This window comes from Flavobacterium pisciphilum (genome assembly GCF_020905345.1).
Taxonomy (GTDB): Bacteria; Bacteroidota; Bacteroidia; order Flavobacteriales; family Flavobacteriaceae; genus Flavobacterium; species Flavobacterium pisciphilum.
This window is the reverse complement of record NZ_JAJJMO010000001.1, coordinates 3084261-3106992: the sequence shown is the minus strand read 5'-3', so window position 1 is coordinate 3106992 and position 22732 is coordinate 3084261. Positions and strand designations below refer to the sequence as shown.

Below are 22732 nucleotides of genomic sequence, written 5' to 3'. Positions count from 1 at the left end.
TTATTTTCTTATCTCAATATGTCAATGAACTTTTTTCCTTTCGGAATAGTGGAGAATAACGGAGTCGAACCGTTGACCTCCTGCGTGCAAGGCAGGCGCTCTAGCCAGCTGAGCTAATCCCCCAATTTCAATTTTAGAATTTTGAATTCAGATTTTAAACCCTATTTCAGATTCAATTTCTTTTGGTGAATTCCAACTTCTAGAATTTCCTTTTTTTTAAGTTTAAAATAGTAGTCCCGGGCAGACTCGAACTGCCGACCCCTACATTATCAGTGTAGTACTCTAACCAGCTGAGCTACGAGACTCTGTTTTTACTTAAATTGTATTATTTGAACTAACAGCAGAGTAATATAATCTTTAGAGATGTAACAAATAGACATTTCGTCTTCTTTCCCTAGCGTGCATAAATGCTAACACTAAGGCTCTAGAAAGGAGGTGTTCCAGCCGCACCTTCCGGTACGGCTACCTTGTTACGACTTAGCCCTAGTTACCAGTTTTACCCTAGGCAGCTCCTTGCGGTCACCGACTTCAGGCACCCCCAGCTTCCATGGCTTGACGGGCGGTGTGTACAAGGCCCGGGAACGTATTCACCGGATCATGGCTGATATCCGATTACTAGCGATTCCAGCTTCACGGAGTCGAGTTGCAGACTCCGATCCGAACTGTGACCGGTTTTATAGATTCGCTCCTGGTCGCCCAGTGGCTGCTCTCTGTACCGGCCATTGTAGCACGTGTGTAGCCCAAGGCGTAAGGGCCGTGATGATTTGACGTCATCCCCACCTTCCTCACAGTTTGCACTGGCAGTCTTGTTAGAGTTCCCGACATGACTCGCTGGCAACTAACAACAGGGGTTGCGCTCGTTATAGGACTTAACCTGACACCTCACGGCACGAGCTGACGACAACCATGCAGCACCTTGTAATTTGTCTTGCGAAAAATCTGTTTCCAAATCGGTCAAACTACATTTAAGCCTTGGTAAGGTTCCTCGCGTATCATCGAATTAAACCACATGCTCCACCGCTTGTGCGGGCCCCCGTCAATTCCTTTGAGTTTCATTCTTGCGAACGTACTCCCCAGGTGGGATACTTATCACTTTCGCTTAGCCACTGAGATTGCTCCCAACAGCTAGTATCCATCGTTTACGGCGTGGACTACCAGGGTATCTAATCCTGTTCGCTACCCACGCTTTCGTCCATCAGCGTCAATCAATTAGTAGTAACCTGCCTTCGCAATTGGTATTCCATGTAATCTCTAAGCATTTCACCGCTACACTACATATTCTAGTTACTTCCTAATAATTCAAGTTTAGCAGTATCAATGGCCGTTCCACCGTTGAGCGATGGGCTTTCACCACTGACTTACTAAACCGCCTACGGACCCTTTAAACCCAATGATTCCGGATAACGCTTGGATCCTCCGTATTACCGCGGCTGCTGGCACGGAGTTAGCCGATCCTTATTCTTACAGTACCGTCAAGCTGGTTCACGAACCAGGGTTTCTTCCTGTATAAAAGCAGTTTACAATCCATAGGACCGTCATCCTGCACGCGGCATGGCTGGATCAGGCTTGCGCCCATTGTCCAATATTCCTCACTGCTGCCTCCCGTAGGAGTCTGGTCCGTGTCTCAGTACCAGTGTGGGGGATCTCCCTCTCAGGACCCCTACCCATCGTAGCCTTGGTAAGCCGTTACCTTACCAACTAGCTAATGGGACGCATGCTCATCTTTTACCGTTGTGACTTTAATAGTGACTTCATGCGAAGTTGCTATGCTATGAGGTATTAATCCAAATTTCTCTGGGCTATCCCTCTGTAAAAGGTAGATTGCATACGCGTTACGCACCCGTGCGCCGGTCTCTGCTTCCGAAGAAGCATACCCCTCGACTTGCATGTGTTAAGCCTGCCGCTAGCGTTCATCCTGAGCCAGGATCAAACTCTTCATCGTATATTTTTTATATTATATTGCGACTAATGATTCTATCGGTTATATTCAAATCTTGCGATTCTATTACTCTTTATTCTGTGTTTCGAAATCTCTTTCGAAACGGCTGTCAATTCAATATGTCTAGGAACGTGTTCTTTTTGTTTGTGTCGCTTGTTTCTCAAAGCGGGTGCAAAAGTAGTGAACTTGTTTTTAACTGGCAAGACTTTTTTGAAGTTTTTTTTAAGAAATTTTTTCCTTAAAAATCATTCGTAAATCTCAGCAGTATTTCAAAGAACTCCGTGTTTTGCGGGGTGCAAATGTAACTTTCGTTTTCCAAACTCACAAGCTTTTTTTAATCTTTTTTCAGAAAAAATTTTCCGTTTGATTAAAGTCTCTTGTCAGTATTTCAGTAGAACGTTTTTGTTTGTTGCGGGTGCAAAACTACCACCTTTATCTAGATAAACAATACTTTTAAACCACTATTTTTAGTTTATTTTAGCTTTAATTCTTAACCATCTGATAACACCAACTTTACAAACTCTTTGCTTTTAGGTTTTGTGGGGTTTTTCTGTTGTGGTGTTTAGGTTGCCTTTGGTTTTGCTGGGCTTTCGGGGGTTTACATAATATTATTAAGAGCTCAGGATTTCTTTTTACCTCGTTTTTCGAGCATATCTCATAGAATTTACCTGCTTTAATCCTTATATAGTCCAAAATCCCTTGTCTGATTCTTTAAAAACCGACCAAGATTGCAACCATTAGCTCCTAATTTGCTTAAAAACACTCTGAGGTAGCTCTTATGAATAAATCACTACCTATATATAAGGTAAAAGACGCTCCTTATATATAATGTGGTATATAAAGAGAGAAGCCTTCTCATATATGAGAAGGCTTCTTGTAATTTTACTTGAGAATAGAATTCTTAATTCGTTTTCATTGGTGGCAAATCAAACGCTTTTGATTCGTGTTCAAAATTGTTACGGTGTGCTCCATCGCAAAAAGGTTTGTTTGATGACAATCCGCAACGACAAAGTCCTAATGCCGCTCTTCCTTGTAATCCGTATACTGTCCCCTCTGAATCCATTATTTCGAAATCACCCTCTATCTTTATAGATCCGTTTTTATTAATTATTAACTTAGTCTTGCTCATAATGCTCTTATCTTTTTTTTGTCAAAGATTGCAAAATATATTTCGAACGTTTTGCATTGGACTCTTGTTTTTATGAGTCTGAAGCTTAGTTTAAAACTATTCTATTTTATGAGGTTTATTTAAGAAAGCCGTTATGCTATATTCTATAAAGGCTACACTGTATTTGACTAGTTTTTAGTTGTAATTTCTATTCTTAGTTTTTGATCTTTTGCTCTAAGTTTAATTGCTTCTGAGGCGGAATACGTTTCTTTAAAAACAGTATCTGTCCTAAATGGCTTGATTGGTGCTCCATAACATGGAACCAGCAATATTGATTTGACCAATCGTATTCTTTCTGTACTTCGGCAAACCAAGCATCATCTCGTTTTTTAAGCTCCGAAATGGTTTTTGCTCTTACTTCATTATATATGTCTAAATAGTATTGTACTTCATGTCCTTTAAACTCGTCACGTCCTCCTTGATCTAAATTCAAAGCCGCATTCCATTTTTTCTTTTCTTCTTCATTAAACCCTCTGTTCTCAAAAGTGAAAACTTGATAATATGCTTCGGCTGCTGCTAAGTGCATGATTAATGAACCGATTCTATTTGCTTCTGCATCCTGCAAATAATCTATTTCGTATTGACTCATGTTCTTCACTGTATTTTCAACACGTCTTTTAAGATCTTCCAGCATTGAAATCATAGCTCCTATTTGTGGAGAAGCACCTTCAACATTACCAATTCTAGCATCTAATTTCGGTTTTATACCACTACCTTCTAGTAATACTCCATAATTGCCGTCTGTACTTTCTTTAGTTGATGCAATTTTGTATTCTTTGACCTTTATCATCTCGCCCTTAGACACGCCTATATTCCACTTTGGAATTTCATCATTTTTCACAACAGTTTCAAAACTTGAATTAAGCAACTTAATAGGCTCTAATACTCCTTTATCATTTTCTATAAACAATTCAAACTTATCAAAATAGAACTTTCCGTTATACAAGCACAATCCACCAAAACTTAATGATTTTGTATTAGCATCTATTGTACCCTCTACTGTATATGATTTCCATTCCTTTTCTTTAACTGGTCTATCTCTCATGTTATCAAAAAAGCCTGGTTCTTCATTTTTAGTATCTACTCTGGCCCATACTCCTGCCCAAGCACCTGGGTCATTTGTTTCTACTTTTACTGAAGCAATAACTTTAAATTTTTTCTTAGTGGCTGTCTGTATATCCAGAGTCTGACTAAAGGAGTTCCAATCTCTAGAAATAACCTTTTGTGTTTGAGCATAAGTCACTACTTGACTTAAAAATAATAGTACTAATGTTGTTTTTTTCATTGTCCGTTTTTATTACTAAAAGGTAAATATAATACTATTTTTTTGAGTCTAATAAATCCTATTTAATTTTTTTAATTTTTTTTCAAACATCATACTCACAGTTACTTACTACATATATTATCTGTTATACTTGGCAAGATTCTTCTAAAACACAGAAGAATCTTCTTGTAGAATTTTCTTTACTTAAATGTACTCGTTTACAGAAACTATTTACAGTGATTTTGCCTTGCTCGACCAAAACCAATCAAGGCTAAATGTGATGAATTTTAGCCCAGATAGAAACAGCATCCTTTACTTGCCTCCTTTAGGCAAGTAAAGATAAAGTGGATAGCTGGAAATTGCTCCTAATAAAAACAGTAAAACTCTCAATTCTATTGCTTATTTTTGCACTGAATTTATCATATTAAAATGTATAAAGTCAGTTATTATGCTGCTTTATTTTAAAAATAAAAATCAATTTTATGTTACAAAATCCTAAGAGATATACCATTACTGCTGCTTTACCTTATACTAACGGACCTATTCATATTGGCCATTTGGCGGGCGTTTATGTGCCTGCTGACATTTATTCTCGCTACTTACGTATGCAAGGAAAAGATGTCGCTTTTATGTGTGGAAGTGACGAACATGGTGTGGCTATCTCGATGAAGGCTAAAAAAGAAGGTGTTTCTCCTCAAGAAATTATTGATAAATATGACGGAATCATCCGTAAATCTTTCTCTGATTTTGGAATTTCTTTTGATAATTACTCTAGAACTTCGGCTAAAATTCATCATGATACAGCTTCGGAATTTTTTAGAAAATTATACGATAAAGGTGATTTTATCGAGGAAGTAACGGAACAATTATATGATGCAAAAGCGAATCAGTTTCTTGCTGATCGTTTTGTTGTAGGTACTTGCCCTAAATGTGGTAATGAGGAAGCTTACGGTGACCAATGTGAAAAATGTGGTTCGACGCTGAATGCAACTGACTTGATTAACCCAAAATCGACTATTACTGGTGAAACTCCAATATTGAAATCAACTAAACACTGGTTTTTACCTTTGGACAGATATACTGATTTCTTGACTGAATGGATTTTGGTTGGACATAAAAACGACTGGAAACCGAATGTTTACGGACAAGTTAAATCTTGGGTTGACGGTGGACTTGAGCCTCGTGCTGTAACTCGTGACCTTGACTGGGGAATTGATGTTCCGGTTGAAGGTGCTGAGGGCAAAAAATTATATGTTTGGTTTGATGCTCCTATTGGTTACATCTCGTCTACTAAGGAATGGGCTGCTCGTGAAGGAAAAGATTGGGAACCATACTGGAAAGATGAAGATACTAAACTGGTTCACTTTATAGGTAAGGATAATATTGTTTTTCATTGCATTATTTTCCCTGCTATGCTTAAAGCTGAAGGAAGTTATATTTTGCCTGACAATGTTCCTGCTAATGAGTTTTTGAATTTAGAAGGTAATAAACTTTCGACTTCTAAAAACTGGGCGGTTTGGTTGCACGAATATTTAGAAGATTTTCCAGAGAAACAAGATGTTTTGCGTTATGCATTAACAGCTAATGCTCCTGAAACTAAAGATAACGACTTTACTTGGAAAGATTTCCAATCAAGAAATAATAATGAACTAGCGGATAATTTAGGGAACTTCGTTAACCGTGTGGTTGTATTGACTCAGAAATACTATAACGGAGTTGTTCCTCAGCCGAATGATTTTACTGAAATTGACAAGAAAACTCTAGCTGAATTAAAAGCATATCCTGCTGTAATTGCAAGCTCAGTGGAGCGTTACAGATTTAGAGAAGCTTTAATGGAATTGATGAATCTAGCTCGCCTTGGAAATAAATACTTGGCTGATGAAGAACCTTGGAAATTAATGAAAACTGATTCAGAAAGAGTAAAAACTCAAATGTATGTAGCGTTACAAATCACTACTGCATTAAGCATTCTATCTGAACCTTTTTTACCATTTACAGCAAATAAACTAACTTCAATTCTGAAATTAGACAATAGTATTAAATGGAATGATATTACAAGTTTAGATGAATTAATTTCGCCAAACCATACAATAGAAACAGAAAAGGTGGATGTTCTTTTTGCTAAAATCGAAGATGAAGAAATTCAGAAACAAATAGACAAACTAGAAGCTACTAAAACTGCTAATCTTGCCGAAAGCAAACAACCTGAACCACAAAAAGATTTGATTCAGTTTGAGGATTTCGCTAAAATGGATATTCGTGTTGGAACTATTCTTGAAGCTGAAAAAATGCCTAAGGCTAACAAACTTTTGGTTCTTAAGGTTGATACTGGAATTGATGTTCGTACGATTGTTTCGGGAATTGCTGAAAGCTTTACGCCAGAAGAAATTATCGGTAAACGTGTTTCGGTTCTAGCAAACTTAGCTCCTAGAGCTTTACGTGGTGTTGAAAGTCAAGGAATGATCTTGATGACAACTAATGCTGAAGGAAAATTGGTTTTCATTAATCCTGATGCTGATGCTCCAAATGGGGAAACAGTAAACTAGCTTTTTTTGTGAAAGATGAAATGTTAGATGTGGAATATTAAAATATAAGATAATTCTTGTTTTTTAATGTGATTCCAAAATTTATAATCGTATTTTTGTCTCGACTAAATATGTAAAGGACTTTCAATAAAAATTTATTTAAAGTTAACAATAAGCGAACCCTCGCCAAGGTGCTGGAGCAGGAAACTGCCCTAAATCTATCCTTTGGATATTTAGTCACACCTAAAGCGGGGGTTTCGTGCGTTTAATATTTTCGATATGACTAAAGAAAATCAAAACACATCACATGAAGATGTAATGCCATCCGTGGCAAACTTCCTTTCATTCCTTTGGCTTGAAGGGGATTTTAGAGAGCAACCAGATTATTTAACCAAAATTTTCGAAACTATTCTGGAATCTGAAATCGGTGACTGCATTGACCTAAGAACCAAAATGATTGGTTGTATAAAAACGAGTCGAATGTTGGCGAAAGCTCTTGAGCCTTTTTCGGATAAACAAATTGAAGTAGCTTGTAATAAAATTATCAATGCTTAACCTCAATAATAAAACGCGTGAATCTCTTAATCGATTCACGCGTTTTAATTTTTAGAAAACATTTCATACAAGTCTTATTGCAAATCAAAAAAAAACAGGATATTCGCAAAAAAAACAAACCTGAAACATGATTCAAAAATTACTTTCTACTTTCTTATTATTGGCTAGTATAAATTCTTTTTCACAAGAAATTATAAGCTCAACATCTATCGATTTAAAAAAGAACCGTGATGTTTTTCAAACTATAAATGATGATAAAAAAGAAGTTACATTATTTGTTAGTGATAAAGTAAAAGTAAAAGCTATTCGCCTTAACGAAAAAATGCAACTAATTGATAGTATTTCTACAGAAAGACCAAATACTAAAATATTCTCTAACATGATTGGTTATAATATGAACAATGAGAACACAAGGCTCTTTTGGTCATCCAATGATTATAAAGATATTTTCACCCAATTGTACGACTTTAAAAATCAAAAAGTTACAACACAACAACACACTCTTGTCTTAAAAGATGAAAAGATTTTACAAAAATTTAGTGGAAATGAGAAATTTTATATTCTGAGTGTTATAAAAAAAAGTAATAATTTCAAACTTCACATTTTTGATAAAGAAGGAAATCATAAAGAACAAATAATTGATTTAAATGGATTTCATTTTTATAATAAAAACTATCTAAAAACAAATTTATATGGTGTTTTAGAAGAAACTCAACTTCCTTTTGAAGGTCCTTTTTCATTGCAAAACATCAATGTTAAAAACCCAACTTCATTAACTGATGCTGCAAACAAAAGAAAATGCTATTTTGATGACAAACAAATCATAATGACATTTGATTTTAATGTCGATTATACTCAAGTCATTAGTATTGATTTAAACAATTATAGCGCCACCGAAAAAATGGTTAAAAAACCTACGATTCCAGATAATCGTTTATACTTGAACTCTAACTCTTTCTATTTCAAAAACAAATTATACCAGATAAAATCCTCTTCGGAATTATTTTATTTCACAATAAAAGATTTAGATGATAATCTTATAAAAGAATACACTGCAAATGCAACTGATCCAATTGATTTTAAAAATTCTGAAATCTATCAAGAAGGTGGTGATTTTTTTGGAGGAAAAAGAACTCTGGAAAACAGCTCTCAATTTATTCGAAAAATAAATAACTTAAATTCGGCTGTTTCTTGTTACCATATTGGACAAAACACTCTGATTACTTTTGGTGGCGTATCGGCAGCACAACAAGGTGGTGGACAAGCTGTAATGAATCAATTTGGTCTTATAGGAGCATTGATAGGAACAGTAGCATTTAATCCTACAATGGAAAGCTTTAATTCTTATTCTAACAGAAAAGTAGTTAAAATTGAAAGTTTATTTGACAGCGAAGGAAATCATATAAAAGGAGATTTACAGCCATTGGCATTTGATAAGATTCGAACTTTTTTTGATAAAAACACGGATGTATCCTCACAAACATTATTTAAAACTGACTCCTATTATTTAGGTTACTATGACAATAAGACTAAGGAGTATATTATAAGAAAATTTGTAGACTAAAAATCTATCTCCATTTTCTCTTTTATTTTCAAAAAAAAAACGCGTGAATCTCTTAATTGATTCACGCGTTTTAATTTTTAACATCGAAAATAATTTTAAATTGTCGAATTTTGCTGAAAAAATAAAACACCCCAATAGCATACTATATAAATGAACATTACAAAACCTAGATTGGCTTTAATTGGTGGCATTCTCTGCATATCAATTTTCCCTATTTTAGTCAAACTCCGTTTGGCTCCCGGATTGATTTCGGCTTTTTACCGAATGGCTTTTGCTATAAGTCTACTTCTGCCTTATGTGCTTTTGACAAAGAGTTTTAAACTTCCGAATACCAAATTCCTGATTCTTGCAGCTCTTTGTGGGGTTTTATTTGCATCGGATGTTGCCGTTTGGAATATTGCCATTCAAGAATCGAGCGCTACTCAAGCTTCCTTATTAACTAATCTATCTCCGCTTTGGGTTGGTATTGGTTCTTATTTATTTTTAAAATCTAAACCTGCTACCAATTTTTGGATTGGAACCGCTGTGGCATTATTTGGGATGATTACATTGGTGGGGTTTTCGTTTTTTATTAATCTGAGTTTTGACAATGCTTTTCTTCTTGCTGTATTATCTGGTATCTTATACTCTATCTATTTATTGGTTAGTAAAAATGTCCTTTCGGAAGTTGATGTTTTGTCCTTTATGACCATTACCTTAGTAGCTTCTAGCATTTATTTAGGAATTCTTTGTTACGCTTTGGATGAACCTTTTACTGGATTTTCTAATACGGGTTGGTTTGTATTACTGCTACAGGCTGTAATCTGTCAGTTGTGCGCTTGGCTTTCTTTAAGTTATGCCACAAAACACATGCGTGCTACAAGGGTTTCTTTAAGCTTATTGAGTCAGGCAGTACTTACCTCTATTCTGGCATGGTTATTTCTGGATGAAAAGATTACTGTACAAATGCTTATTGGAGGAGCTATTTTACTGTTCGGAATCAGGATTACCTTTTATGACAAGACGATTTCGTTGAAACGCTTTTTTTATAAATAAAATTATTGGTTCTTGACGAAATATTTTTACGCAGATTTTGAAGATTCTAGACTGAGTTTATTTGAATTTCAATTTGTAACAAAAACCCAACGCAAGGCTTTAGTCGAATTGGCGAAGCAAACAAAAAAACCTTAAACTAAAAAACATTCATTTATCATGTTACATAAAGACAAAATATCAAAACTAAAAGTAATCGCATTTGATGCCGATGATACTTTATTTGTAAACGAACCTTACTTTCAGGAAACGGAACAAAAATTTTGTGTTTTAATGCAAGATTATCTTTCACATCAAGGACTATCACAAGAATTATTTAAAACTGAGATTCAGAATCTATCTTTATATGGTTACGGGATTAAAGGATATATTCTTTCGATGATTGAAGCTGCTATGCTAATTTCAAACAACACAATTCAGATTGAGGTTATTGGTAAAATCATCGAATACGGAAAAGAATTACTTGAAAAACCTATTGATTTACTTGATGGTGTTGAAGAAACCTTACAAGCCCTTCATGGCAAATACAAACTGGTTGTTGCTACAAAAGGGGATTTAAAAGACCAACACAGTAAACTGCATCGTTCTGGTTTAGGGCACTATTTTCACCATATTGAAGTGATGTCTGATAAACAAGAAATTGATTATGAAAAACTATTAAAACGTTTGGACATCAATGCTGATGAATTTTTAATGATTGGAAATTCATTAAAATCAGATGTCTTGCCTGTTTTAGGAATCGGAGGATATGCCGTTCATATTCCATTTCACACCACTTGGGAGCATGAAAAAATTAATCATAAAGTAGAGCATGAAAACTTTTTTACTTTTGAAAAAATAACTGAAGTAGTAAACAAATTAATATAATGAAGTCTCTTTTAGATTTGGAAAATTGGAACAGAAAAGAACACTTTCTGTTTTTTAAACAAATGGAGGAACCCTTTTTTGGTGTTACCGTCGAAATTGATTGTACCATTGGGTATGCAAATGCCAAGAAATTAAATTCTTCTTTTTTTATTTATTACCTACACAAAACATTAGACGCAATAAATGCAATTGAACCTTTTAAGTACAGAATCGCCAACGATCAAATATATGTACATGATACTATTAATGGTTCTGCAACAATTGGTAGAGAAGATGGTACTTTTGGTTTTTCTTTAATCGAATACAATTCAGATTTTAGAACATTCGAACAAATTGCATTGACAGAAATTGAACGTATTCAAAATACAACGGGTCTTTTTACTCGAACTTTTGATGAAGATAATGTCATTCATTTTTCGGCTATTCCTTGGGTCAATTTCACTTCGCTCTCTCATGCCAGAAGTTATAGTTTTCCAGATAGTTGCCCAAAAGTTTCTTTTGGTAAAATGATGGTTTCTGAAACTGGTAAACGAACTATGTCTATGTCTGTTCATGTACATCACGCCTTAATGGATGGTTTACATGTAGGTCGGTTTGTAGATTATTTTCAAGAATCAATGAACAACCAAGATCTTATTTAAGCTAGTATATTCTGTCTATGATTTTGGTCTTAATAAAAAATCGAGTCCTAAAGGAAACAATATTCTTTTAGGACTTTTTTTATATCTTTAATCCAGATCCTAAAGCTATCTCATTGGTCACCATTTAATTTTTTATTGATAAAATAAAGAGATAAATTTGGAATGACTATTATCGATAAACACACATGAAAAAACTATTCCTTTTCTTTCTTATATTCCACAAATCAATACTAATAGGTCAAACAGTATTGAATTCATATCCGTTGGATTTTAAGAAATACGATGAATCTAATATGATTCTGAATGTTGAAAATACAGCAACACATGATGTTTTTGTCTTTGCAACTAATACTGAAAACCTCACTATCTTAAAATACAATAGTGCATTATTCTTAAAATCTGATATTACTGTTCCACGTACCAATCTAGAAAACCACTCCATAATTGGATACAGTTTTAGTGAAGATGGTAATCCAACTCTTTATTGGGCTACGGAAGATTATAAAAGTATTTTGGTAGTTAAATATTATTTAGAGGGCAAAACCTATAAAATGCTCAGTTATAATTCTCCTATTTCGAGCCAGTTTGTAATAACTACATTTCAGAAGAATAATCTATTCTATATTGTTACAAGAGATTTAGTAGAACCTGAATTAATTGTTTATGTTTTTAAAAACGGAATTGTAGAGGAAAAACTATTTGATTTTTCTGCCTACACTTTTCTAGACAAAAAAACACAGCGTCTGTCTTTTAACCAGGTTATAACAGAAAACCCTATTGAAAAAATTGAGTTGGATGAGTACAATCCTTTATTTAAAAGCTCCAAAAAAAGCAAAATTTACATGCTCAATGAACATATCATTTTGACTTTAGATCATAATCCTACCAAAACACAAGTATTTGATATTAATCTTGAGACTAATGATCTTACTGAGAAAAACTTCACTCAATCGGTTATAAATAACCCTAAAAAGTTAGGCAACTCATTTTTATATAATGACAAAATTTACCAGATTAATGCAACTCAGGATGAGCTTTTATTTGATATAAAAGACTATAATTCTGGTGAAACGTTAAAAAGTTTTAAAGTCATGAAAAATGACACTATCCGTTTTAAAAGTTCTCCTCTACTTATTCAAGGGGAAAACCAAAGAACCAAAGAGTTAAAAAATACAAGTAAGTTTTTGCAACGCCTCTCCTATTTAGATATCGCTATATCTGTTTTTAAAAACAGCCAAAATACATTAGTTACTTTAGGTGGTGTTCCTAAAATTGAAAAAAGGTATTATACCGTTAATGATCAGTTATACACTTGGGACTTTGGTCTCTCTTCTTCTGAGACTGTTTTTTTTGAGAGTACATTGAATCAAAACAATGAATTTACCAAATTCGAACAGCAGCCATTTGCCCTTGACAACATTAACTACTTTTTAGAACAGAATAGAAAAGTAACATTGCCAAATATCTTAAAATTTAAAGACTTCCATATTTTAGGTTATTATGACACTACAACAAAACAGTACGTTATGCGAAAATTTACTGACGGATTTACTCCCGAAGAATCACTAAATCCGATCATTAATAAAGCTGTTTTTTCGAAACCTTTCCCTGTAGAGAAGCCTTAACTTTATTGAGAATTAATCCAAATGTTGCCTGTTTTTAGGTTTCAAAAAGGGGTTTAGATTATTTTTTCTAACTTTACAAAAAACTCACGATTATGTTATCAAAAAATATTGAAACAGCGCTAAACAAGCAAATCCGAATAGAAGCAGAATCTTCTCAAACCTATTTATCAATGGCTTGTTGGGCAGAGGCACATGGCCTAGAAGGTATTGCAGAATTTATGTACACTCAATCTGACGAAGAACGTGCACATATGTTAAAACTAGTTCGTTATGTTAACGAACGTGGAGGTGCAACTACAATTACCGACCTTAAAGCTCCAAAAACGAGCTACGATACGTTTAAAGAAATGTTTGAAGAGCTTTACAAGCATGAAGTATTCGTTTCAGAATCTATTAACGAATTAGTACATATTACTTTCTCTGAGAGAGATTATGCTACTCATAACTTCTTACAATGGTATGTTGCTGAGCAAATTGAAGAAGAAGCTACTGCTAAATCTATCCTTGACAAAATCAATTTAATTGGAGATGATAAAGGTGGTTTATACCTATTTGACAGAGACATTCAACAATTAACTGTAACTAGTTCTATCGCAATTAATCCAAAATAGTTAAAGTTTATTTAGAATATATAAAAATAACTTATATTTGTCCCAGTTTTATAATTCAAGACAAATTGGGAAAAGATAAAGTAAAAGACAAGGACAAGAAAAAGGATAAAAAGAAGAAGAAGAAAAAAGAAATCCTTGATAAATTAAAGCGTGCAGATAACTGTAAATCCTCTTGTTGTGAAAAATACAAAAAGAGCGAAAACAAGCGTTGCAGTCGCTGTCCTATGTTTGATCTTATCAAAAAAGTTGCTTAACTATATATAGATATATAAAAATGCTCTCCTAATCGAGAGCATTTTTTTTGTGATAAAACCAGCACTCTTAATTTTGTGCTTTACAACAACTAATAAAACATGAGTAATAAAAAACCTAAATCTAAGTACATTCCGTTTATAGAGCGATTAGATATTTTTATAATCCTGATCTATTTTGGCTTGTTATGTCTTGCAGGTATATTTTTATCTATGAGTAGCTACGAAATAGTAATAAATAATGGTAAGGTGATTACCTCAATGTATGTTATACTCCTTATCGGGTGTTGCTGCCTTTTGCTTTCGTTATATACTATCATAAAAACATTTCGATTAGCAATTATCTTCATAAATGAAGTTGAGATAAATAGTAAAACGATAACACTTAAAGGATACAGATATAATAACAAATGGGAAGAAACACTAAACACCAAGAACATTGACATTTGTATAAAAGAGCAAACAAACAGAAGACCTTACCTCTATCATTTAGAATTACTCGATGAAGACGATACTAAATACAATATCAACACCTCTAAATATTGGAGTTATGACGAACTTCTAAATTTACACAACGAGATTAAGAAAGTAACGTAAAGAATTAAATTATCTGAGATTAATAGCTTCAGCTTTTCTAAAAAAGGTCTGAAATTAAAAAAGCCTTACGGAGCACCCGATGAAAGAAGGCGGGCAACACCACCAAATCAACCAAACACACTATTTTGAAACCTCAAATACATAAGCCAAAGGATTGAGAGTGCTAAAATTTATTAAATAAAAATTACATAACTATTTTTCAAAACTACCTAGCTTAATAAATATTTCACAATATTGTCCTATTTTTACCTAACTAAATAGAACTAGTAAATTAGAATCTTTAATAATAGCTTAAAACAAGAAAATCTAAAATATATTACTGTGAGTGAATTAACACCAAATAACAATGACTTTATTTTATATTCCGCACCAAATGGAAATATTAAAATAGAAGCTTTTATTCAGGGAGAAACTATTTGGCTTACGCAACTGAAAATAGCGGAATTATTTGAAGTAGACAGAACAGTAGTGACCAAACACTTGAAAAACATTTATCAAGAGAATGAATTACTAAAAGAGGCAACAAGTGCAAAATTTGCACAAGTTCAAAAAGAAGGAGATAGAGAAGTAAAACGCAACATTGAATACTACAATTTAGATGCAATAATTTCGGTTGGATATAGAGTAAATTCAACCAAAGCAACCCAGTTTCGTATTTGGGCAACCACCACCCTGAAAGAGTACATCATCAAAGGTTTTGCAATGGATGATGAACGATTAAAACAGGGCACAACCACATTTGGTAAAGATTATTTTAGAGAATTATTGGATAGAGTTCGCTCTATCCGTGCAAGTGAGCGTAGAATCTACCAACAAATCACAGATATATTTGCAGAATGTAGCATCGATTACAACCCAAAAGCAGAGGTAACTAAAAACTTTTATGCTACTGTCCAAAACAAATTCCACTTTGCAATTACAGGCAAAACAGCAGCCGAAATTATTTATTTAAAAGCCGATAGTTCAAAACCACAAATGGGATTAACAACTTTCAAAAATTCGCCAGACGGAAGAATTTTAAAGTTAGACACAGGAATAGCCAAAAACTATTTAGAAGAAAAAGAAATCAAACAACTGGAACGTACTGTATCAGCATATTTTGATTATATCGAAAATCTTATTGAACGTCAAAATACTTTTACAATGGAAGCCTTGGCAGAAAGTGTGAACAAGTTTCTTAATTTTAACGAATATAAAGTTTTAGAAGGTTTAGGAACAATTTCCCACCAACAAGCAATAAACAAAGCTTCTCACGAATACGATAACTTTAATAAAACTCAAAAAATAGTATCTGACTTTGATAAAGTAGTTAAGGGACTTAACAAAGAGTGATAAAAAAAGTCTTGTAAAGAAAAGCAATACAGCCTTATAATATAAATGAATCAAATGATCTAAAGGGTCTCAGTATTTTCTGTGACCAACTAAAGGGTGAAGAATGGGGTTTATTTGATTTAGTCGAAATACAAACTGCAATAAGAAAAGGAAAAATCAAAATAACCAATCCAAAATTTAAAAGAATACTGCTTAATTACGACTTACTTGTAATGTATTCCAAAACAACAGGCATTAAGTTTATTGAATAAGAACATCATACTAAAAGCAAAAACACATTACAAAACATAAAAAGTCCACTTATTCGTAAAGATTAAGTGGTCTTTTTATATTCTATAAATTAACTGTTCCTATTATTGGCACACCCGATTTAGATTAATGCTATTAAAATAAGCGAGATAGAGAGCTAAAAAGGTTTTCAAAACTATATAAAACCAAAAAAACCTCTTCTTTCGAAGAGGTTTTTGTACCCGGAGCCGGAGTCGAACCGGCACGGTTTCCCACAGGTGTTTGAGACCAGCGCGTCTACCAATTCCGCCATCCGGGCTTAGCAGACGAAAAAATAACCTTTCTTTATAGAATAAAAATTGATTATTTTAACGCAATAGAATAAGTAATTATGATGTCATAACTGTGCTTATTCCTTTAACACGGTGCAAATGTAAAAAATAATTTTACATTTTCTAATAAAAATACTTAAAATTTTCCTTTCAGTGTTCAATAAATTTCATAAATTTGCACCTCGTTAAAACGACGCACACACAACTAACTACAAAACAACAAATTATAATGTCGCACCAAGAACCAGAAGCTAAAATTTTTGCGTGTTCAAAAAGTGTTTACCTTGCTGAAAAAATTGCAGCGCAATACGGAATACCGTTAGGTAAGGTTACAATGTCAACTTATAGTGATGGCGAATTTCAGCCATCGTATGAAGAGTCTATCAGAGGGCTACGTGTATTTATTGTTTGTTCAACTTTTCCAACAGCAGATAATTTGATGGAATTGTTACTTATGATTGATGCCGCAAAACGTGCATCAGCCAGACATATTACAGCAGTAGTGCCTTATTTTGGTTGGGCAAGACAAGATAGAAAAGACAAACCAAGAGTACCGATTGGAGCTAAATTAGTAGCCAATCTATTAGATGCTGCGGGAGCAACAAGAATTATGACAATGGATTTGCATGCAGATCAAATTCAAGGATTCTTTGAAAAACCAGTAGATCATCTTTTTGCCTCGACAATCTTTTTACCATATGTAGAAAGTTTAGGTTTGGAAAATTTAACAATCGCTTCTCCAGATATGGGAGGTTCAAAAAGAGCTTATGCGTATTCTAAGTTTTTAGAATCGGATGTAGTGATTTGTTACAAACAAAGAAAAGTTGCCAATGTTATCGACACCATGGAATTAATTGGTGAAGTAAAAGGCAGAAACGTAATATTGGTAGACGATATGATCGATACCGGTGGTACATTAGCGAAAGCAGCCGATTTAATGATCGAAAAAGGAGCATTGAGTGTTAGAGCTATTTGTACACATGCTATTCTATCTGGCGATGCCTATGAGAAAATAGAGAATTCTAAATTAAGTGAATTGATCGTAACTGATTCAATCCCATTAAAAAAGGAATCAAAGAAAATAAGAGTGTTGAGTTGTGCTCCTCTTTTTGCTGAAGTTATGCACATGGTGCACCACAACAATTCCATTAGTGGAAAATTTATTATGTAAAAACAAAAAGCTTTAGACAATAAGTCACAAGCATTGTTCACATTTTAAAAAAGCGGAAAGCCTGGTGCTTAAAGCTACAAACAAGTATATTTTAATAACTATATAATTTTTACAATGAAATCGATTACAATTAAAGGATCAGAAAGAGAAAGCGTGGGAAAAGTGTCAACTAAAGCCTTACGTAATGCTGGAGCGGTTCCTTGCGTGTTATACGGAGGAAATCAAGCAGTACACTTCTCAGCAGACGCTGCAGCGTTCAAAAACTTGGTTTACACTCCAAACGCACACACAGTTGTGATTGAGCTTGGAAAAGGAAAATCATTCAATGCAATTTTGCAAGATATCCAAGTACACCCAGTATCAGACAAAATTTTACACATTGATTTCTTTCAATTATTTGAAGACAAAGAAATCACTATGGAAGTTCCAGTAAAAGTAACTGGTACATCTAAAGGTGTTCTTGCAGGTGGTGTTTTACGTTTAAACACACGTAAATTAAAAGTTAAAGCTTTACCTAAAGATCTTCCTGATTTTGTTGAAGCTGACATTACTCCACTTGAAATGGGTAACAAACTATACGTTACTAAAGTTGGTTCTCCAGAATACAAAATTATGCACCCGGACAACACTGTTGTTGCTCAAGTAAGAATTTCTCGTGCTGCTATGAAAGCTGCTCAAGAAGCTGCAAAAGCTGCAAAAGCTACTCCTGCAAAAGGAAAGAAAAAATAATTTTTTTCAAACAATTACAAAAAACATCAGTTGCAAAACTGGTGTTTTTTTTTGCTCTTTATTTTTTGGGAGCAGCACCTTTATGTTTTCAAAACACATAACATCCTGCTATTTGCTTTATTTTTTATTTTAAAAAGAAAATAAAAGGACACCACTACTCCCGATAACAATCGGGACAGGACTAAATACAACTTTTAATTCTCATAAGCTTAATAAAAGTTCCTCGATAGCTTTGCTAAAATGACCAAAGAAATTAAACACAGACTCGGAATATTGGATGCGATTTCTCCTTCGTCGAAATGACAATATTGTGTGATTAAAAATGAGAATCAAATCTGCAAAATCAGTATATGATTCCGCATTCCTTACCACCTTTCTGTAAAACCTTGCACTCTTTATGATTAGCTAAACTTCCCTAATTGTCATATTTTATAGTTATCTCATTGCCAAATTCTCTAATTAACCTTATTTTTGTAATATGATAAAATGGATAAAAAACCTGTTTTCATCAACAAAAACAGAAGTGGAATCAGAAGAGAAAACAGATTATATGAAGAAATTTTTAATCGTAGGATTAGGTAATATTGGAGCTGAGTACGTTAACACCCGACATAATATTGGTTTTAAAATACTTGACTTTTTTGCACGAAAAGAAAACATCTCTTTTGAAACTGTAAAACTTGGCTCTCTTGCCGAATACAAATTTAAAGGGAGAACGTTTTTACTTTTAAAGCCAAACACCTACATGAACCTGAGCGGAAAGGCAGTAAAGTACTGGATGGACAAGGAAAATATTCCGTTAGAAAATATCTTGGTAATTACTGATGACCTTAACCTCTCGTTTGGAACAATCCGCATTAAACCAAAAGGAAGCGATGGAGGTCATAACGGTCTTAAAAACATTAACTTAGTTTTAAATACACAACAATATACCCGTTTTAGATTTGGAATCAGTGATGAATTCAAAAAAGGACAACAGGTCGATTATGTGTTAGGTGAATGGGATGAAACCGAAAAAGCAAAATTACCTGAACGCTTAGAAATAGCCTCAGAAATCATCAAATCATTTGGAACTGCAGGACTCGAAAATACAATGACAACTTATAACGGGAAGTAAGAAATCCTTTAAATATAAGTGCTGAGAAATCAAATCATCAATTAATTTAATTTGATTATAGTCAAATAGTATTTTCTATTCCAAAGTTAAATGTATAAATTTGGATTAAATTTAATTATAAATCATAAAACAATAATATTATGGCTTTCGAATTACCACAATTACCTTATGCATACGACGCATTAGAACCACATATTGATGCTCGTACAATGGAAATCCACCACACAAAACATCATAATGCATATACTACAAATCTAAATGCAGCAATTGCAGGTACAGATTTAGAAGGAAAAACGATAGAAAACATCTTAATCAATTTAGATAAAAAAAATGTTGCAGTTCGTAATAACGGTGGTGGATATTACAACCACAACTTATTCTGGACTGTAATGTCTCCAAACGGCGGCGGATTACCAACAGGAGATTTATTAGCAGCTATCGAGGCTTCTTTTGGAACTTTTGAAGAGTTCAAAGCTAAGTTTGCTAAAGCTGGTGCAACTCAATTTGGTTCTGGATGGGCTTGGTTATGTGTACTTAAAGGCGGGAAATTAGATGTTTGCGGAACACCAAACCAAGATAATCCATTAATGCCAGAAGTTGGTTGCGAAGGAACTCCTATCTTAGGAATGGATGTTTGGGAGCATGCTTACTATTTAAACTACCAAAACAGAAGACCTGATTATATCGAAGCTTTTTTCAATGTAATTAACTGGACTGAAGTTTCAAGAAGATATGCTTTAGACAAATAGTCTTTAAATAAAACATAAAAAACCCGATTAATTCATGATGAATTAATCGGGTTTTTTTATTGCTTGATCTTTTCGTTTTACTCCAATAAAAAAGGTGAAATCTCTTTCACCTTTTTTGCCCCAAATCTACCATAAACTTAACCTACTAATGTTATGGTACTTCAAATGTATGCTGACATTGTAACTCTACCAATTTTTTCTGTTGAACTACAAAAAAAAACGTTTATTAGCCTTTTTTTATAACTCTGAGCCTTTTTTTAAAGTCATTATCCTTGACTTTATTCCAATAAAAAAGGTGGAATTGCTTCCACCCTTTTTGCCCCAAATCTACCATAAACTTAACCTACTAATGTTATGGTACTTCAAAAGTATGTTAGCAGTGCATTTCTTCCAAACAATTAGGATAAACGGCAAAAAAAACCGATGAAATGCACATTTTAACCTTTTGTTATGTTTTAATACGCTCTAGCGTCTTTTCCTTCGTAAAAATTCATAAAAGCACGGTTCACTACTCTATTTCCTCCTGGTGTAGGGTAATCCCCTGTAAAATACCAATCTCCAAGATTTTTAGGACATGCTATATGCAAATCTTCTACTGTTTGGAAAATGATTTTTACTTCGGCATTTATCTCTGGTGAACTTAACATTTCTGCAATTTTATCTGAAACCTCTTGTGGTTCAAATGGTGCATAAATTGCAGTAACATAATTCACAACATCTTTATCTAAATAGTTCTCTTGTGCCTTACACTTCGCATACACCTCATCTACTATATGATACAAATTACGTTCTTTTAGTAATTCTAAAGCAGCTCTAAAAGCAACCAAACCTTCCAGCTTAGCCATATCGATTCCGTAACAATCTGGGAAACGAATTTGTGGTGCCGATGATACAATTACAATACGTTTTGGATTTAAACGATCCATCATTTTTATGATGCTCATTTTAAGTGTAGTACCACGAACAATACTGTCGTCAATAATCACCAAATTATCAGTTGGTTTTATAACTCCGTATGTTACATCATATACGTGAGCAACTAAACCATCACGACTGCTATCTTCCGTAATAAAGGTTCTTAATTTTGCATCTTTAATAGCTACTTTCTCTGTACGGATTTTTACAGCAAGTAATTCTTGCAATGTATCTGCAGTAAGTGTATTTCTGTTTGCTATTATATAATTGTTTTTTCTCTGATTCAAGAAATCTTGTGCAGCTTCTACTAAACCATAAAAAGATGTTTCGGCTGTGTTTGGAATATATGAGAAAACAGTATTGTCTGTATCACTATCAATTGCATTTAAAACTGCTGGTAAAATCAATCTACCTAAGTTTTTACGTTCTTGATATATTTCTGCATCACTACCTCTTGAAAAATAGATTCTTTCAAACGAACATGCTTTTTTAACTGTTGGTGTTAAAATTTCTTCCATCGAAACTTTACCACTTTTCTTGATGATTAATGCATTTCCTGGCTCAATTTCCTGAACACTTTCAAATGGTACATTAAATACCGTTTGAATAACTGGTCTTTCTGATGCTACAACTACAACTTCATCATCTTGATAAAAATAAGCAGGACGAATCCCTGCTGGATCTCTAAAAACAAATGCATCACCATGACCTAATAAACCAGCCATTGCATATCCGCCATCTAAGTTTTTAGCCGAACGCATTAATATTTTTCCAATATCCAATCGGTCTGCAATTACTGGCGAAGCTTCTCTTTTTGAATACCCTTCTTCTTTACAATCCTGATATAATGCCATCACTTCTTTATCAAGAAAGTGACCTATTTTTTCCATAACTGTAACAGTATCCGCCATTTCTTTAGGATGCTGTCCAAGCTCAACTAAGTTTTCAAAAAGCTCTTTAACATTAGTCATGTTAAAGTTACCTGCCAAAATAAGATTGCGGTGCATCCAGTTACTTTGACGTAAAAAAGGATGTACACTTTCTATACTATTTTTACCGAAAGTTCCATAACGAACGTGTCCTAAAAACAACTCTCCTATATATGGAATATTTTCTTTCTGAAGTGCCACGTTACCTGCATACTCAGGATGTGCAGCCATCTCTTCATTTATACGATCATTAATTTGAGCAAAAACATCTCGTATTGGTTGTGAATGGTTTGAACGAACTCTACTTATGTATCGTTGTCCTGGCTCTACATCTAATTTGATGCTTGCAAAACCAGCCCCATCTTGTCCACGGTTATGCTGCTTCTCCATCATAAGATACATTTTCTCTATCCCATAAAAAGCAGTTCCGTATTTTTCTTTGTAATATTCAAGCGGTTTAAGAAGTCTAACCAAAGCTATACCACATTCGTGTTTTAAAGCGTCGCTCATTGTATTTGTGTTTGTGTTGTTGTTGTTGTTGTAGTTTGTACTATTCTTTGTAATAACAAAATTAAAAAAGCCCCGTGAACG

The 22732-nt window shown here is 33.8% G+C and carries 18 protein-coding genes, 3 tRNA genes and 1 rRNA gene; 15 read left to right on the top strand and 7 right to left on the bottom strand.

Going from position 1 to position 22732, the window contains the following annotated elements; genetic code table 11:
• Window positions 1-49: 49 nt before the first annotated feature.
• The 5 genes from LNQ49_RS13230 to LNQ49_RS13210 form a co-directional block, all read right to left on the bottom strand.
• Window positions 50-123 (bottom strand) — tRNA-Ala (locus tag LNQ49_RS13230).
• Window positions 124-231: 108 nt separating this feature from the next.
• Window positions 232-305: transfer RNA gene (locus tag LNQ49_RS13225), tRNA-Ile, on the bottom strand.
• Between the two features lie 123 nt (window positions 306-428).
• Window positions 429-1942 (bottom strand): 16S ribosomal RNA (locus tag LNQ49_RS13220).
• A gap of 898 nt (window positions 1943-2840) precedes the next feature.
• Window positions 2841-3068 (bottom strand): CDGSH iron-sulfur domain-containing protein, encoded by a 228-nt coding sequence (locus tag LNQ49_RS13215; protein ID WP_129540459.1) that lies wholly within the window; start codon window positions 3066-3068, stop codon window positions 2841-2843.
• A gap of 193 nt (window positions 3069-3261) precedes the next feature.
• Complete coding sequence (locus LNQ49_RS13210; RefSeq protein ID WP_229989406.1) at window positions 3262-4392, bottom strand: DinB family protein; 1131 nt, start codon at window positions 4390-4392, stop codon at window positions 3262-3264.
• 461 nt (window positions 4393-4853) lie between these two features.
• On the opposite strand from LNQ49_RS13210, the gene metG reads away from it, so the two are divergent.
• From metG to LNQ49_RS13155, 11 genes are all read left to right on the top strand, one after another.
• Window positions 4854-6917 carry a methionine--tRNA ligase gene (gene metG, locus LNQ49_RS13205; RefSeq protein WP_229989400.1) on the top strand — a complete coding sequence of 688 codons (2064 nt, stop codon included), beginning with the start codon at window positions 4854-4856 and terminating at the stop codon, window positions 6915-6917.
• A 258-nt stretch (window positions 6918-7175) separates the two neighbouring features.
• Window positions 7176-7451: a hypothetical protein gene (locus LNQ49_RS13200; RefSeq protein WP_229989399.1), complete on the top strand. Its 276-nt coding sequence runs from the start codon at window positions 7176-7178 to the stop codon at window positions 7449-7451.
• Window positions 7452-7578: 127 nt separating this feature from the next.
• Window positions 7579-9015 (top strand): hypothetical protein, encoded by a 1437-nt coding sequence (locus tag LNQ49_RS13195; protein WP_229989398.1) that lies wholly within the window; start codon window positions 7579-7581, stop codon window positions 9013-9015.
• Between the two features lie 150 nt (window positions 9016-9165).
• Window positions 9166-10050 (top strand): DMT family transporter, encoded by an 885-nt coding sequence (locus tag LNQ49_RS13190; protein ID WP_229989396.1) that lies wholly within the window; start codon window positions 9166-9168, stop codon window positions 10048-10050.
• Between the two features lie 156 nt (window positions 10051-10206).
• Entirely contained in the window at window positions 10207-10914 is a 708-nt protein-coding gene (locus LNQ49_RS13185) for an HAD family hydrolase (protein ID WP_229989394.1), read from the top strand.
• Window positions 10914-11555 carry a chloramphenicol acetyltransferase gene (locus LNQ49_RS13180; RefSeq protein WP_229989393.1) on the top strand — a complete coding sequence of 214 codons (642 nt, stop codon included), beginning with the start codon at window positions 10914-10916 and terminating at the stop codon, window positions 11553-11555. Before LNQ49_RS13185 ends, LNQ49_RS13180 begins: the two co-directional genes overlap by 1 nt.
• Window positions 11556-11740: 185 nt before the next feature.
• On the top strand, window positions 11741-13180 hold the full coding sequence (locus LNQ49_RS13175) for a hypothetical protein (protein ID WP_229989389.1): 1440 nt from the start codon (window positions 11741-11743) through the stop codon (window positions 13178-13180).
• A gap of 92 nt (window positions 13181-13272) precedes the next feature.
• Window positions 13273-13791, top strand: coding sequence for a ferritin (locus tag LNQ49_RS13170; protein WP_229989388.1), 519 nt, complete (start codon window positions 13273-13275; stop codon window positions 13789-13791).
• A gap of 65 nt (window positions 13792-13856) precedes the next feature.
• The gene (locus LNQ49_RS13165; protein ID WP_229989387.1) at window positions 13857-14045 is read left to right on the top strand and encodes a hypothetical protein; all 189 of its coding nucleotides are present in this window, start codon (window positions 13857-13859) and stop codon (window positions 14043-14045) included.
• 99 nt (window positions 14046-14144) lie between these two features.
• Window positions 14145-14639, top strand: coding sequence for a hypothetical protein (locus LNQ49_RS13160; protein WP_229989386.1), 495 nt, complete (start codon window positions 14145-14147; stop codon window positions 14637-14639).
• A 321-nt stretch (window positions 14640-14960) separates the two neighbouring features.
• Window positions 14961-15971 carry a virulence RhuM family protein gene (locus tag LNQ49_RS13155; protein ID WP_229989383.1) on the top strand — a complete coding sequence of 337 codons (1011 nt, stop codon included), beginning with the start codon at window positions 14961-14963 and terminating at the stop codon, window positions 15969-15971.
• A gap of 467 nt (window positions 15972-16438) precedes the next feature.
• Here the strand turns inward: LNQ49_RS13155 and LNQ49_RS13150 are convergent.
• Window positions 16439-16518: transfer RNA gene (locus tag LNQ49_RS13150), tRNA-Leu, on the bottom strand.
• A 242-nt stretch (window positions 16519-16760) separates the two neighbouring features.
• Between LNQ49_RS13150 and LNQ49_RS13145 the strand changes: the two genes are divergently transcribed.
• The 4 genes from LNQ49_RS13145 to LNQ49_RS13130 all read left to right on the top strand — a co-directional run bounded on the left by LNQ49_RS13145 (window position 16761) and on the right by LNQ49_RS13130 (window position 20297).
• Window positions 16761-17702 (top strand): ribose-phosphate pyrophosphokinase, encoded by a 942-nt coding sequence (locus LNQ49_RS13145; RefSeq protein WP_129540445.1) that lies wholly within the window; start codon window positions 16761-16763, stop codon window positions 17700-17702.
• Between the two features lie 114 nt (window positions 17703-17816).
• Window positions 17817-18431, top strand: a complete 615-nt coding sequence (locus LNQ49_RS13140; protein WP_229989382.1) for a 50S ribosomal protein L25/general stress protein Ctc — start codon at window positions 17817-17819, stop codon at window positions 18429-18431.
• A gap of 478 nt (window positions 18432-18909) precedes the next feature.
• A complete protein-coding gene (gene pth, locus LNQ49_RS13135; RefSeq protein ID WP_229989381.1) occupies window positions 18910-19548 on the top strand; it encodes an aminoacyl-tRNA hydrolase in 639 nt (212 codons plus the stop codon).
• A gap of 140 nt (window positions 19549-19688) precedes the next feature.
• Window positions 19689-20297, top strand: coding sequence for a superoxide dismutase (locus tag LNQ49_RS13130; protein WP_229989380.1), 609 nt, complete (start codon window positions 19689-19691; stop codon window positions 20295-20297).
• A gap of 455 nt (window positions 20298-20752) precedes the next feature.
• Here LNQ49_RS13130 and LNQ49_RS13125 read toward each other — a convergent pair whose 3' ends face one another.
• The gene (locus tag LNQ49_RS13125; RefSeq protein WP_229989378.1) at window positions 20753-22651 is read right to left on the bottom strand and encodes an amidophosphoribosyltransferase; all 1899 of its coding nucleotides are present in this window, start codon (window positions 22649-22651) and stop codon (window positions 20753-20755) included.
• Window positions 22652-22732: the final 81 nt, after the last annotated feature.